Origin of the sequence: Mycoavidus cysteinexigens, from assembly GCF_003966915.1 — a bacterium.
GTDB classification, from domain to species: domain Bacteria; phylum Pseudomonadota; class Gammaproteobacteria; order Burkholderiales; family Burkholderiaceae; genus Mycoavidus; species Mycoavidus cysteinexigens.
This window is the reverse complement of record NZ_AP018150.1, coordinates 1,416,871-1,431,304: the sequence shown is the minus strand read 5'-3', so window position 1 is coordinate 1,431,304 and position 14,434 is coordinate 1,416,871. Positions and strand designations below refer to the sequence as shown.

Genomic DNA, 14,434 nt, shown 5'->3' with positions numbered 1-14,434 from the left:
ATTTATTGGTAAGTTAAAACAATTAAGCAATTTAATAAATTTTTTGAACTTTTTAAAATTAACGGGGATATATTATGCCGCCAAAGGTCGAAAGTAGTAAGCTCGATGTAAACTATACTCATCAGAAATCAACCAACGACAATTTTGAGCGCGGCGAGCGTTTTTTGGAGCGCGCTCGTGAGTGTAGAATCAAGGGCGAACTGAATAAGGCGACTGATTTATTTAGTAAGGCTAAGGAGGCATTTAAGGAGGCCAAACCACATAACGAATTAATTCGGGAGCTTTTAGGGACAGCATACTTAGAACGAGGCGATGTTTTACTCCAGCTTAATTCAAAGAAAAAAGCTCTTGATAGCTATGAAAAAGCAAAAAATTATTTGCCAGCATTGGCAGAAGAAAAACTGGCTAATTTAGCAACTCCCCCCTATTTTTCACCTCGTCTTAAATCTGAAGAAAAAGAGCAATATAAATTGATGAATAGTTTGGCTCTAATGTCGTTAGAGCCAGCCGTTACTAGTTCTTCTGCATTACGTAGTAATCTATTTTTCTTTGATGACTCGCCAATGCAGGCTTTAAGTAAGCCACCTGCGCAGATAGTGCAACTAACAGATATTATCGATACTCAATATTTGGCTGGTTGTTTGCAACAGACGAATTTTCCAAATAAACATAAAGATTTGTTAATGCCGTTAGCCAAAGATATTCTAGAGATCTTTGCGAAGATAAAAAATAAAATGTTCGAGCACGTGCTCGAGATGGTACCGTTAGCAACTATTCCCGATGCAGAGTTTTATCGCCATTTAATCAACCAAATGGTTAAAGCACTTGAAAAGGACCCTATATTAAATTTGGGTGTAACGCAAGGGCTAGCGGTGATGATCCGGAACTGCCCAGAAAAATTATTGAATAGTAAAGGATTCAGCGCTGGGGATTTGGTGGCTGTATTGAATATTTTTCAAAAGCGCCTAAATTTAATTCATCGAGATAATAATTATGTGCAGCTTCAGTCTTTGCTAGAAGCTTTTACGCAGCTTTTAGATGCGATGGTGCAAACAGGTCTTGAAAGGCTTAATCATGACAGTTATTTGGAGCCACTCAATACTACATTGGATGATTTAGCCAGTCAATGTAACAAACAGGGCCCAACCGCCCTGAGGTTAACATATCAGATTTGTTATGCACGTCAGGCGTTGGCGCATATTTCGAATACTGAGGATACCTTGCAAGCGACGTTAAGGAATACCTTTAAAATAGGAAGCGGTCTCGCTTATTTGAGTGGCGGAGTGATAAAAGCTATTAAGCTAGATTTTGAACCAGGTAAATTTGTTGATGCATTTCAATCTTTCAAAGCAGCATGGGATGACCTCAGCCAGAAATTGAGGGGGCGCAGAAACACCTGGTATTTCGCGCTACAGTATGCTGACTTGCTGCTGGAAGCTAAGCAATGGGCAAAATTTGAAGATTTTGTTCTTAATAATTCAGATCATCAAAATAAGAATTTTTTGCTAGGTGTATGTCAGCGGTTAGAGCGGATTGCGCGCTCTCAAACAGAGGGGGTCCGGGACGGTGCAATTAGATTTTTGAAGAGTTTGGCAACCCATGAAGAGCAGGAGGTTCAAATCATTGCTCAAGATGCTACCAATCGTTTGGTAGCCGAAAGCGAATATGAAATTATTTTACCTACCTGGTCTACCATTTGGCAAACTCCTCCGGGTACTAAGTTATTAAAGGAAGCGGTGCGAAAGCAAGAACAGGATGCATTGTGGCAATTTGAAATAGTTCCGTTTGCAAAGTTGGGCAAAAATAATCGGCAACTAAAAAAATTAGAGGCTACAGATGAAATTCGAGAGGCTCGGGAGCTAGATGTAAAACTGCAAGGCACAACTCGGACCAATACGTCGAAATCCTCCGATTTAGATGAAAAAATTGATGAATTTCTTGAGTCAGAGCAAGTTTCTTCAGTTGCGAGTGCAGTGTGGGGGGAGCTGAGCAGAGCTGAGGGGAAAGTGAGTCAAAGCGCATTATTGAATAGATTCAATTTGGTGAAAGAGCCTACTGTGCTGAAGTTCTTGGTTAAATGCTTCAAGCAAGAATCTCGCTTGGAAAAGTGGCTGTTAAATTGGGTTGAACGTTCGAAAATAGATGAAAATTATAGAATTGGTGCAGCGAATGCGTTGACTATTTTAGTCAAGGCGGGCATACAATTTAATCGCTCGGATTTTAATGGGATCAAAGTGCCAGGAGCTGATTTAAGCTATGGAGTATTTGATAACGTTCAATTTAAAGGAGCGAATTTGAACAACATAATGTTACATGGCGCATGGTTATTTAAAGCCGATATGCGTAATGCAACGTTATCTGGGGCTGAGTTTGGAGAAACACCAGCGTTAGATTTAGGAACGGCCATTCTTGCTTGTAGTTATTCATCGGATGGTCGGTGGTTAGCTGTTAGCTTTAATGAGAGTCAACAAGAAAATGACTACCATATCAAAGTATATGAGACAAAAACGCGAGAGTGTAAGCATATTCTTAAAAATCCTGAGGCTCATAGGTACAACAGCGTCGCTTTCTCGCCAAATGGCGAATGGCTGGTGTCAGGAGACAACCGCAAGCGTCTCAGTCTATGGGAAGTTGCGTCAGGCAAGTTGCTGAAAGAAGTCGTAGCGCACCGGGGGGGAGTTAATAGCGTTGTATTTTCATCGAATAACCAGTGGTTAGCCTCAGGCAGTTTTGACAAAACAATTAAATTATGGGCTGTGCAAAAAAACGGTACTTTTACCCTACGTCATACCCTTGAAGGGCATAGTGACGCTGTGCTTAGTGTGTCTATTTCACCAGATGGAAAATGGCTAGCGTCAGGGAGTAAGGATCAAACCATAAAGCTCTGGAATTTAGAAAGAGGGCAAGTACCGTTGCTGCAGACTCTTGGGGAAACTAATGATGGGCATCGTGGCGCTGTGTTAAGTGTATGTTTTTCGCCAGATGGAGCGAAGATAGCGTCTGGAGGTCGTGATAAGACGGTGAAGTTATGGAGTTGGGCGGAGTCGGGAGTGTCGTTATCTAAGACTCTTGAGGGGCGCGCAGATATGGTGTCATCCGTGGCTTTTTCTTTAGATGGTAAACGAGTCGTAGCTGGCGGACTCAGTGGAGGTTTGACACTATGGAATATAGAAAATTCAAGTGCTATACCTTATCAGAGGCTAGATGGACATAGTAAACCTGTGTCGAGCGTCTGTTTCTTGCCAGATGGGACCATGGTGTCTGGGGCTTTGGATGGAGTAGTAAAATTATGGCCATTGAAAAATATAAGAAATTTTCCGTATCAGAAACTTAAGGGCCATAGTGCAAGGGTGACGCAACTGTCATTTTCTCCTCAAGGTGGATGGCTTGCATCCGCGAGTGGTGATAAGACAGTGAAGCTATGGAAATTAAGGGATAAAAAGGCGAGTCTGGGACAAACGCTTAAAGGACATGAGGAAAGTGTATCCACCGTGTCTATTTCGCCAGATGGTCAATCCCTAGTCTCAGGGGATTCAAATGGTATGCTGAAAGTCTGGAAGCGAGATGGAAGCTTAGGAATGGTGTTGCAGTACGAATATATTAATGGAGCGACAGCAACTATTTTGTCAAATGATAAGTGGTTGACCTCATCGGGAGAAAAGATAGAGCTACGAACATTAGCAGGAAAAGGTCAACCTTTGCTCCGAATGCCTAGTGGGCATAGCGATGTGATTTCAAGCTTATCGAGCTCAGAGGATGGCGAACTGCTAGTGTCAGCTAGCTTTGATCAAACAGTAAAACTATGGAGCTTAGAAGGCGGAAAATTATCGGAACTCTATGAGCTTGAGGGACATGATAAAGCAGTGCATAGTGTGTCGATTGCACCAAACTGTGATTTTTTAGCATCTGGGGGGAGTGATGGAAAGGTGATGCTATGGAAGGCTAAAGGCAAAAAAATAGAGGGCTATACGCTTAAAGGGCATGGTGAAGAGGTATACAGTGTATCTATATCGCCAGATAACAAGTGGGTAGTTTCTGGAGGAATGGGTAATATAGTCAAGCTATGGTCTGCCGAAACAGGCCATTGTGAAATGGAGATTCAAGCTGACATTGGGGGCTATCTCAATTCAATCGTTTGGCTCGAGGCTCACCAGGACTCTATGAAAATTGCACTGGCAGGAGAAGATACAGCGATTCGTATTTTCCAACTAGAAAAGAAAGAAGAGAGTTGGAAATCTTATTTATGGTGGACTTCATATCAAAATAAATTATCTGTAGATGGCCTGTCGGTTCAAGGCGCGCGAGGTTTAAGCACAGATAATGCTAATTTACTCCGCCAAAAAGGAGCCATCATGCAATTGCATTAACCAGACTCAAGTGAGTTTCGTTTTTGTCATGAGTGCCCAATATCGAGGTGATTGACTAATCCATTGTGAATACGAGCAGGTGATTTAGTGGCATGGTCTTGTCTCCGTTTAGCCTATCCTTAGCTAAATGGGGGCAAGGTCAACTCCATAGATAAAAAAAGCAGGGGCATTGCAATAGGAATCGATAAGTCGCCGTCCCCGCTGAATTCGGACAGAGGGGGAGAGTCTGTGTTGATATTTTCTAAGCAATCGGATGAAACGGATGAGTTGAAAATAATATGGATTTGCGGCGATGGATTAGAGTTCGGCGCATTTTTAATTACAAGCATTGGAGCTAGCACTCTCACAGATAAGCAAGTTTTTGGTACCTATGAAAGCCTCCCTAGTAAGACAATAGCAAAGGTGATAGTGAGTGCTCCCCCTAGGCGAGTGGCTATCTGCGCGAATGGCATGAGTTGCAAGCGGTGAGCGGAAGTCAGAATCGCAATATCGCCAACACCGCCCATGCCACTGTGACACGTATTAATCAGAGCGCTTTCAATTGGATATAAACCGATCCATTTCCCCACAAAAAACCCAACTGTAGTCAGCGTAAAGACTGTGACGACAATAGTAACGATGTTAGCTAAATTGAAAGCTGCCATCAAATCAGCCCAAGAAGTGGTCGTTATCCCAATCGCAAAGAGTAAGGGATAAGTCACAGCTTTAGAGAAGAAGCTATAAACCGTACGAGCACCATTTTCTAATTTGGGTGGAATCGTATAAGTGAGTTTGACAAGCACGACAAGAAATAGCATAGCGACGGGAGCAGGCAAGCCAATCAGTTTATGTACGATGATGCCTACGATATAAAAAGAAATCGCAATCAGGCCCGCAACGGCAATATGCTCAACCATGGCCGATGAAGTATGGATGGGTCTTGCGAGTACGTCATCTTCAATGTCGTATAAACGGCCTTGTCCACTATAGCGACTATAGCGCTTGCCTAATTGATTAAGCACGCTTGCACAGATAATCGCCACCAAATTCCCCAGCACGATCGCCGGTACGACTTGGGCAAATATCTGGTCTTGTGGAGTATTCAAAATCTCGCCATAAGCAAGCGTGAGAGGAATAGCGCCCTCACCAATGCCGCCTGCCATAATGGGGATAACGATATAAAAGAATGTGTGGTGCGCGCTTAACCCAAAGGCCATACCGGTTAGTGTGCCAACTATCGCTGCAATAACAGAACCCACACCAAGGGGGATAAAGATCTTGACGATGCCAGTAATAAGGGCTTGGCGGTCCATGCTAAGGATGCTGCCAACGATCACACAAGCAGTAAATAAATAGACAAACTTAGTTGAGTGCCAGAAATCGCTAATTGACCCGACTAATTCAACCGGTAAAAGCTTGTAATGAACTAGATAAGCTGGAAGAAAGATGCTCACGATGACGGACCCGCCTATTTGCTTTAACCCTGGGATACGCTCGCCTATTTCGGCACAAGTAAAGCCGCATGTGGCAAGTAGTGCGACCATGATTGAAATATCGCCGGAAACCTTTTTTAAAGCTAGAAGAATTACTAGGCAAACAAGCATAATGAAAAATATGGGCAACGGGATAATGCCGACTCTCATGTTCATGAGCTTTTGCCAGTGAGCGTGACTAAATAAAAGGCTGAATTTCCCCATTTGATTCCGCTCTAGAAAATATCGCCACTTTTTATGCGTCAAAACGCTGCTATCAGCAGGAGTTGTATCCATTCGCCTATATCTCCTTGAAGTAAATATTTATTTAGCCCTCGCTATCAAAAATGCCCTCTAAGCGTTTTTAAAAGCTCTATCAATCAGGGCACGCCTAAAAAAAGCAACGGCATTTACATACCGTTGCTTAAAGGGAGGGATACACATGGAATTTTGTTGTATTAAAGGCATGCCTACCTCTAATGAACTGATTCCGGTGCTAGTATGGCCGGCGTAGAATATGCATAACAATAGCAACAATACCTTTTTATCATTACTAATTTTGTAAAGATTAGTGGCTTATATATCCACAAACGAGCGGGTGTTCATGAAAGCAGGTAATCGGTGGAAGGAGTTTAATCAAAAGCGGCTGCGCTATTTTTATGAGGTGATGAGAAATAAATCAATCACTGTTGCGGCTGACAATATGGATACTGCACCGTCAGTAGTGACACGCCAAATCAAACTTTTAGAGCAAGAGCTTGGAGCCGTATTATTCGAGCGTTGCGGACGTAATGGTATGAAACCAACTGAGGTCGCTGATATCGTACTTGACTGTTATCGGGGAGTTTGTGCACAGCTAGATCATATGGACACCCGTTTAGAAGAGCGGCATGGCATGAAATGCGGCAGTATTTCTATTGTGATACCTACTGTATACGTTGATATCTTAATGGAAGACGTATTGGGCGAATTTTGTTTAACGTATCCTCATTTGAAGCTTCATATTGAAGAAATTAATCCGTCTCCTCAAATTATGACAAATATTTTGGAAGACATTTCATATTTAGGAATAGTTAATAATTATTCTCCAACACATCCGAATATTCGATGTTATGCCCGTGCGCCAATCGGTGTATGCATGTTGGTGAGTAAGGATCATCCACTCGCTAATAAGCAGAAAGTAACTCTCTCAGAAATAGCACGCTACCCGCTTGCACTTCCACCCACTTCATTCAATACATGGCAGATGATCCGAGAGGCCGAGCGCTCAGAGAAAATACAGTTGTCTCCATCTTTTATTAGTAATTCCGTTTCTGCCCGTAAAAAATTCGTTAGTACCTGCCAAGGTGGAACGCTTCTTTCTTCTTTTGCCGCGCGCCATGAAATCAAGGCGGGTCAACTGATTGCACTTGAAATTGATCATCCGGCTTTTAACTCTGTAGAGTCCTGTTTAATCGTCAGGCAAGGCAGGCCACTTCCGCCAGCAGTCAATCAATTGTTACGATTGATTGTAGCGAAATCATCCATTTTCTCGCGGGGCGTAGCTTAAAACATTCTGTTTTTTTTCTTAGCACAGTGAGGGTATTACCAATATGGATAACGAAAAGCAGCTTCTAAGCTCAGGTCGACGTAACGCAATCAAGACGTTGTCAGCCCTAGGCGCTACTGTCTATGCGCCTTTTGTTTTGACTCGATCTCGGGCAGCACCGAAGCAACAAATTGTCATTCGTGATCCAGGCGGAGTTCTCTCACGCTTATATAAAGAGGTGTTTTATGAACCTTTCTCGCGGAAGACCGGCATTAAAGTTATCGGTGTTTTTTCGGACGCGGAACCCACCGCATATATTCGGACGATGATTGAAACAGAAAGCCGTTCATGGGATATGGCAAGTCTCAGCCATAGGGCTATTCTGTTTTTGACAACGGGCAGGGATGTTTACCTGGAAAAGCATGGACTTGAGAACGACCCAGTTATATCTGCGATTCCATCGAGGTTCATATCGCCTTATGGCGTCGGGACGAATGTATACACCACTGTGCTCGCATATCGAACCGATGTCTTCAAAAAAAATCCTCCTCAGACATGGAAAGATTTTTGGAATGTAAAAGATTTTCCAGGTCGCCGCAGCCTGCGTAAACTCCCCTTCGACACTATCGAAGAAGCACTGATGGCCGATGACGTATCACCTGACGGAGTTTATCCTTGTAATCTCGACCAGGCGTTTCGTAAACTTGATAAAATTAAGCCGCATATTTCTTTTTGGTGGACAAGTGGGCCTCAGATTGAACAAGTACTGAACACTGGCGAAATAGATTTAATGCCAGCCTTGATTTCTAAATTACAGGCAGCTACTAGCGCCGGCGCACCATTCAAGTTTTCATGGGACCAGCATATTTACGGGTACGATAATTGGGCAATTTTTAAGGGAAGCCCAAACGCTAATGCATGCCGCGAGTTCATTAAATTCGCCTCGAATCCTGAGCGGCAGGCACTGCTTGCGCGATATGCGATTGGACCGACACAGCCTAACGCTTTCAATTATATTGATCCAAAGCAGGCTAAACTTCTCCAAACTTATCCAGATAACCTTAGGAAAGGTCTATTTATCGATGCTTCGTACTGGCTTAAAAATCAGAGCATAGCCATCGAACGCTTTAATCAGTGGATGCTAAATTGACTAGACAGTTAAGTATTTTCGCTTAACAAAATATCTCTGGTATCAACAGAGTTTCCCGATCAATACTCCGGCGGGAATACACAGCCCATAATGCAAGCGGCGGATCATATGCAAGCTAAGGAGGGTCTGCATAACCTCCATCTCATCTTCCGCGACATGGCTGTAACCCTTATCATTACTAGACGTAATTTTTTTAAATGCAAATTTTTTTTAAGTTATGCAGAACTTCCCTAAGTTCATATACTCGATTTGCATTACCAATGTAGGTATTCAAAATCTAAACTTTTTAGAAACTCGAAGCTACACTGTCCAATGCCCATCTTTTCCATACCAAAAATGAAATAAATATACTCAAAAAAGATCACGAAAATTTCTAAACTCGTTTTAGAATGAAATGATATGTGATGTATTTTTTTATTTTGCTATTGGTAGAAAAAAGATAGAAATAGAATGGGGGGAATATGAGGCATATTTTATCAAGCGAAATCAATCAGCGGCGGATAGGTTACTTTTATGCAGTCTATTCTGCTGGATCGATTAGCGCTGCGGCAAATAGCCTCAATACCGCTCCATCCGTTGTTACACGCCAAATTCAAATCTTGGAAAATGAATTAGGGACACTACTGTTTGAGCGGCGTCACCGGCTTGGGATGAAGCCCACCGAAGCCGCTAATATCGTCCTAGAATATTATCGAGAAACGCGCGCCAACCAGGATAAACTTGAAGCTAATTTATATGAATTACGGGCTATGAAGCGGGGAAATATTACTATTGCTTCGCCTAATGTTTATATTGCTGCATTAATGGATGAGGTGCTAAACGATTTTTATCGTGCATACCCAGATATAAATGTCATTGTTGAAGAAATTAATTGCCCTCAAGTGGTCGCTCAAATTCGTGAAGATAAGGCGCATATCGGGCTGACTCGCAGTCCTTTAATTGATGAACCAATGATAAATTGCCTCGCACGGGCATCATTACCCGTGAACCTTTTAGTAGGTAAAGGCCATCCGCTAGCGCATGTTCGACATAAAATCACGGTAGCAGAAATGGCGCGCTATCCATTGGCATTATCACCACTTACCTTTAGTTTGCGCGATTTAGTTCAAGAAGTAGAACGAGAGGAAAGAATCCAGATAACGCCAACATTCACAAGTAGCGCTTCTTCTGCTCTTAAAAGATTTGCCGTATTATCAGGTGGCACGCTGCTTTCAGCTTTTGCTGCATGTCAAGAAATTGATTCGGGTCAGCTTATAGCACTTGATATTGACCACCCTATTTTTATGTCAGCGCAAACACATTTAATCGTCCGACGGGGCAGGCTACTTTCGCCATCTATTAATCAATTGCTTAGATTGATTACTAAACAATTATCGTTTTTTAACCAAGACTGTTCACACTATCCAGCTGTGAGAACTTGAGCTATGCAGAGGACCAAATGGACAAAAGCCGAAAAACCTTTGGGCGGCGCTGTGCGATAAAGAAAATAGCATTAGGTATTGCCGCCCTTGCTACCGCGCTTTCTTCTAAACCCTCTAAGGCAAGTTCAGCGCAACGTATTATCGTGCGTGATGCGGGCGGTACAGAGGCTGAGATATTTAAAGATATATTTTATAAACCCTTTCAGAAAGCAACTGGTATAGAAGTAGCTAGTGTAACCTCAGAGCACGAGCCTTCTGCGCAGATTCGAGCAATGGTTGAAAATAATAAATTGTTTTGGGATATAGCTGCTATTAGTAGTCGAGCCGTCTTATCTTTGACTGCAAGAGATAAGGTTTATTTAGAAAAGCATGAACTTGAAAATGATCGTTTTGTCTCGTTGATGCCATCGCAGTTTAGATCACCCTACAGCGTGGGAGTGAATGTATACACTACCGTACTTGCATACAGAAAAGATGCCTTCAAAGGTCGCCCGTTACCGGAAACTTGGAAAGATTTTTGGAATGTGAAAGATTTTCCAGGCCGCCGCGCTCTGCGCCGCCATCCTTGCGCCACTATTGAAATGGCGCTGATGGCAGATGGGGTAGCTGCTGAAAACATTTATCCTCTTGACCTTGATAGGGCGTTTCGTAGTTTAGATAGGATCAAGCCTCATATTAGCGTCTGGTGGACCAGCGCAGCTCAGACTGAACAATTGTTGCAGTCTGGCGAAGTAGATTTGCTTCCGGTTTGGATTGTCCGTGCGTATATGGCGATGAAAGCGGGCGCACCTGTAGGATTTTCATGGAAGCAGCATATTTATGACTGCGGAGAATGGGCAATTTTGAAGGGATCATCAAATATTCAAGCATGCCGCCAGTTCATCCAATTTGCCTCAAACCCAGAGCGTCAGGCATCACTGGCAGCTTATGGCGGATATGGGCCTCCTACGCCAGATGCTTTTCAATATATTGATTCAAAGCAAAAAACAGATCTTTTAACCTATCCAAAAAATCTCCAAAAGGGAATACGTAGCAATGATCTATATTGGCTTAAGCATCAAGAAGAGATCATGGAACGCTTTAATCAGTGGATGCTAAATTAACTAAACGCTTAACCTATTTGGACTTACTTCCGCTTAGGGATAAAAATAATATCATTCAAAATGCCATGAAAAAATGATGCTTGAAGCTGGTATTTTATGCCAGAAAATACTAAACACAATCAGCATAGGAGAGGCAGCCCTAAGGATGTGCTCCTGCCACACGACCCGGCATGTGGGTTCGCACTGGGCGGTTCGAGAAGTTGAACGCTTTCCATCTCAATATATAAGGCCGTAACCGTTTCACAACGTCCTTCGTGCTGCGCGCCCGCCGGAACGGCGAGTCAGTGCACGAATGCGGTGCTTGAACGCTTGCAGCGGTTGTGGCTAACTTACGGGAGCACTTGCCCCCAAGATTGGGGCCATACTGGGCGCACGAAAAAAAAGCAGGGCCTAAAGCCCCGCTGTAAAAAACAAGAGAAGAAGGCGACGCCCAGAGAAGAGGTCTCTCTGAGTGTCGTCGCAAGATCAGACAAAGTAATATAAGGTAAGTTCGCTATTTTTTTGCGCTTTGGCAATTTGTTTATGCGGGATTAGCTTGCAACGGGTAGAGAAAAATTTCCACGCGCCGGTTTTGTGAGCGGCCCGTTGGCGTAAGATTGTCGGCAATCGGTTGTGCTTGCCCACGCCCTTCAGATGAAAGCCGCCCAGAGGCGACGCCGCGACTTACGAGATAGTTAACCACGGCTAGCGCGCGGCTTTGCGAGAGCGTCATGTTGTAAGGTACGGCGCCGGTATTATCAGTGTGGCCAATGATGCGGGACACCAGCTCTGGATTTTGCACCAAGGTCCGCGCCACCTCGTCAAGAGCTGGCGTAAATGTTGGACGGATTTGATAGCTATTAGTGGCGAAAGAAACTGAGCTGGGTATATTGACTTTGAGCGAACCATCCTGTTGCTCAGTGATTTGCGTGCCCGTGCCTTGGGTGGCGCCAGCTAAGCGTTGCTTAATTGCGCTCCAGTTGTAACCTGTCAGACCACCCGCTACGGCGCCAATTGCGCCACCGATCATCGCGCCTTCTGAGTTGCCAATGAGTGCGCCCAAGCCAGCGCCGGTGGCCGCGCCAACGCCGGTGCCTAACGCGGCATTGTTTTGTTGTCCAGGAGGCGCTGCGCACCCCGCAAAAAGGGCGCTCGCCAAGATACAGGAAGCAAGGGGTAGGGTAAGTGTTTTCGAGCTCATTTTCATCATAGACTCCGAAGGTTAAGTTTGGGACTAAGGTTTGTTGCAATCATTGGCGTAACGCTAACTACAAAAAATAAGCTTTGTACCAGAAGCGATCGTATTTTCTCTTGGATTTGAATATATTTAAGATTGTTCTAGATTGTTCTATAAAGAGGTGTTTACGCAATATATTTTGAGGTTATCTGTTGTGACTGTCTGAATTGCGCATCAACTGAATACCTTGTATAGGATTGAATTATCCAATTTTCTTAGATCTCGCGTTATGATCAGTAGTTTCTACTCGTTTTTAGCAAGCTGAAGGGATGGCGCGATTGTGTATTTCGATTGGCTCGTTTGATGCGGGTTACTCAGTGCGCTGCCGTTACAATGAACGAATAATGAATGGAAATTTTATGAGTATTGATAACGCTCAAATTCAAGCTGTATTAGCCCAGATCATCGACCCGCAGCGGGGGGAGGACTTGATCTCGACAAAAAGCGTACGCCGTAGCGTGGTCGAGAACGATTGCGTAACCGTTGAGGTGGTGCTGGATTATCCGGCGCAAAGTCAGTTTGAAGCGCTGCATACTCGCATTACAAATGCACTTGCCGCAGTGCCTGGGGTGAAGAGCGTTGATGTTACGATTTCGCAGCAGATTGTGGCGCGCGCAGTGCAGCCGGGCATTAAGTTACTGCCTCATATAAAAAATATCATTGCGGTTGCATCTGGCAAAGGTGGCGTAGGCAAAAGCACAACCGCGGTTAATCTGGCGCTTGCATTGGCGGCGGAAGGGGCGAGTGTTGGTTTGCTAGATGCGGATATTTATGGCCCATCTCAGCCCATGATGCTTGGCCTTGAGGGTAAACCTGAATCAAAAGACGGAAAATCGATGGAGCCGCTTGAGCGATACGGTATCCAAGTTAATTCGATCGGGTTTTTGGTGGAAACGGATACCCCAATGGTTTGGCGTGGCCCGATGGTCACGTCTGCCTTTGATCAGTTGCTCAGGCAAACCAACTGGCGGGAGCTAGATTATTTAATTGTTGATATGCCCCCTGGCACAGGCGATATCCAGTTGACGTTAGCGCAGCGGGTGCCTGTGACGGGGGCGGTGATCGTGACTACGCCGCAAGATATTGCATTACTCGACGCTAAGCGGGGGCTTAAAATGTTCGAGAAAGTGCAGGTCCCAATTCTTGGCATTGTGGAGAATATGAGTACGCATATTTGTTCTAATTGCGGACATGCAGAATCTATCTTTGGCGCGGGCGGTGCAGAACAAATGTGCAAACAGTTTGGGGTTGAGTTAATTGGCAGCTTGCCGCTTGATATGAGCATTCGTGAGCGGACTGATGCCGGGTGTCCCACTGTCGTGGCGCAGCCGCACGGGCGTAATGCGCAGATTTACCACGATATCGCGCGCAAAGTTGCGTTTGCCGTGGCCCGCAAAGCACGCGATATGAGTTCAAAGTTCCCAGATATTGTGGTGCAAAACACATAATGTTTTGTGGCCTACGATGTCCGCATCTTTGGCTTTGCGCGTTATGATAGTGTTTTAGTGCAAGGCGCTGAGATTTTTTAATCTAGACGGTATTTTATCGAAATTAAGTATCAGAGGACTGTATGAGAAAACCACTGGGCAAAATGATTTCCCCGGTTTTTTGCGTGTTTCTGATTGTAAGTGCTTTCAGTATGCTCAATGCTGGGTGTTCGACCTTATTCAGGCCGCACGAAAAACGCGCGCATGCGGTGTTGCTGCCGACGCTGGGAAGTAATGCGCGTGGCACGGTGAATTTTATTGAGCGGGTCGACGGTATGCAAGTCACCTATAATCTTGTGGGGCTGCCGCCAAACAGTGATTATTCCTTTCTAATTTATGAGCGGGGCCACTGCAATGCGTTTAGCGCCCGCGATTCCGGCCAGGTATTTGACCCGAGTCGTTGGAGTGGAGGTAGCGCGCGCCCAGCAGGCAATATGCCCAATATTAGAGCCGATGCAAATGGTGGCGCGACGGGTTTTGTGGTGGTCACTGAGCTTACCTTAGATGGGATTCGTTCAGTGGTTGGACGCTCGGTGGTGGTGTTGCGTAATGAGGATGCCTCGTTAGAAAAAACACGGCTTGCGTGCGGCGTGATTCGGAGATAAACCATTTTTTGTTATCAGCGAACTGCGTGAGGCATGGGAGTGTTGCTTGATCTAGCTATAGGAGGTTGCGGGCAGGGTAGAGCTAACTGGCTGAAATTTATAATAA

General features: G+C 44.5%; 9 protein-coding genes. 7 read left to right on the top strand and 2 right to left on the bottom strand.

From position 1 onward, the window contains the following. Positions 1-74: 74 nt before the first annotated feature. Complete coding sequence (locus MCB1EB_RS05880; protein WP_052393625.1) at positions 75-4,367, top strand: pentapeptide repeat-containing protein; 4,293 nt, start codon at positions 75-77, stop codon at positions 4,365-4,367. Positions 4,368-4,735: 368 nt separating this feature from the next. Here MCB1EB_RS05880 and MCB1EB_RS05875 read toward each other — a convergent pair whose 3' ends face one another. Continuing rightward, positions 4,736-6,043 carry a 2-hydroxycarboxylate transporter family protein gene (locus MCB1EB_RS05875; protein ID WP_045365542.1) on the bottom strand — a complete coding sequence of 436 codons (1,308 nt, stop codon included), beginning with the start codon at positions 6,041-6,043 and terminating at the stop codon, positions 4,736-4,738. A gap of 379 nt (positions 6,044-6,422) precedes the next feature. On the opposite strand from MCB1EB_RS05875, the gene MCB1EB_RS05870 reads away from it, so the two are divergent. The 4 genes from MCB1EB_RS05870 (at position 6,423) to MCB1EB_RS05855 (ending at position 11,020) form a co-directional block, all read left to right on the top strand. Beyond that, complete coding sequence (locus MCB1EB_RS05870; protein ID WP_045362176.1) at positions 6,423-7,367, top strand: LysR family transcriptional regulator; 945 nt, start codon at positions 6,423-6,425, stop codon at positions 7,365-7,367. A 43-nt stretch (positions 7,368-7,410) separates the two neighbouring features. After that, positions 7,411-8,496 (top strand): ABC transporter substrate-binding protein, encoded by a 1,086-nt coding sequence (locus MCB1EB_RS05865; RefSeq protein WP_045362179.1) that lies wholly within the window; start codon positions 7,411-7,413, stop codon positions 8,494-8,496. A 461-nt stretch (positions 8,497-8,957) separates the two neighbouring features. After that, on the top strand, positions 8,958-9,917 hold the full coding sequence (locus MCB1EB_RS05860) for a LysR family transcriptional regulator (protein ID WP_045362183.1): 960 nt from the start codon (positions 8,958-8,960) through the stop codon (positions 9,915-9,917). Positions 9,918-9,934: 17 nt separating this feature from the next. After that, on the top strand, positions 9,935-11,020 hold the full coding sequence (locus MCB1EB_RS05855) for an ABC transporter substrate-binding protein (RefSeq protein WP_045362186.1): 1,086 nt from the start codon (positions 9,935-9,937) through the stop codon (positions 11,018-11,020). A 520-nt stretch (positions 11,021-11,540) separates the two neighbouring features. Here MCB1EB_RS05855 and MCB1EB_RS05850 read toward each other — a convergent pair. Then, positions 11,541-12,200 (bottom strand): YiaD family glycine zipper/OmpA-like lipoprotein, encoded by a 660-nt coding sequence (locus MCB1EB_RS05850; RefSeq protein WP_045365545.1) that lies wholly within the window; start codon positions 12,198-12,200, stop codon positions 11,541-11,543. Between the two features lie 395 nt (positions 12,201-12,595). Between MCB1EB_RS05850 and apbC the strand changes: the two genes are divergently transcribed. Continuing rightward, complete coding sequence (apbC, locus tag MCB1EB_RS05845) at positions 12,596-13,684, top strand: iron-sulfur cluster carrier protein ApbC (RefSeq protein ID WP_045365548.1); 1,089 nt, start codon at positions 12,596-12,598, stop codon at positions 13,682-13,684. A 122-nt stretch (positions 13,685-13,806) separates the two neighbouring features. Then, complete coding sequence (locus MCB1EB_RS05840; protein WP_026920552.1) at positions 13,807-14,328, top strand: superoxide dismutase family protein; 522 nt, start codon at positions 13,807-13,809, stop codon at positions 14,326-14,328. Positions 14,329-14,434: the final 106 nt, after the last annotated feature.